This is a genomic window from Mycobacterium sp. KBS0706, from assembly GCF_005938675.2.
Lineage (GTDB): Bacteria > Pseudomonadota > Alphaproteobacteria > DSM-16000 > Inquilinaceae > Inquilinus.
The window spans coordinates 1-431 of sequence record NZ_VCCH02000364.1; the positions used below are offsets into that span (position 1 = coordinate 1).

The following is a 431-nucleotide window of genomic DNA, read 5'->3' on the forward strand; positions in this document are numbered from 1 at the left end:
TTCTTTTGCAAGGTCACGCTCGGCCGGCCGCGTTCAGCGACCGGCTGGCGACGGTGCGCCAGGGCGAGCGGCTGCCGGTCGTGCTCAGCCCCGAGGAGGTGGCGCTGCTGCTGCACTGCGCTCCCGGCCTGAAGCACAAGGCCGCCCTCAGCGTCGCCTATGGCTGCGGCCTGCGCGCCTCGGAGATCGTCCATCTCAAGGTCTCCGATATCGACTCCGCCCGCATGCTGGTCCGGGTCGAGCAGGGCAAGGGCCGCAAGGACCGCTACGTCATGCTCGCGCCGGATCTCCTCGAGCTGCTGCGCGCCTGGTGGCGGGAGGCCCGGCCGCGCGGCTGGCTGTTCCCGGGCCGCGACCCGGCCCAGCCGCTGACCACCCGCCAGCTCAACCGCGCCTGCCATGCCGCGGCGGCGACCGCGGCGCTCGACAAG

At 73.3% G+C, this 431-nt stretch carries 1 protein-coding gene; it reads left to right on the plus strand.

Annotation, left to right across the window (positions count from 1 at the left end):
* The coding region (locus tag FFK22_RS42295) for a tyrosine-type recombinase/integrase (RefSeq protein ID WP_143957052.1) at positions 1–431 on the plus strand (431 nt) is incomplete at both ends.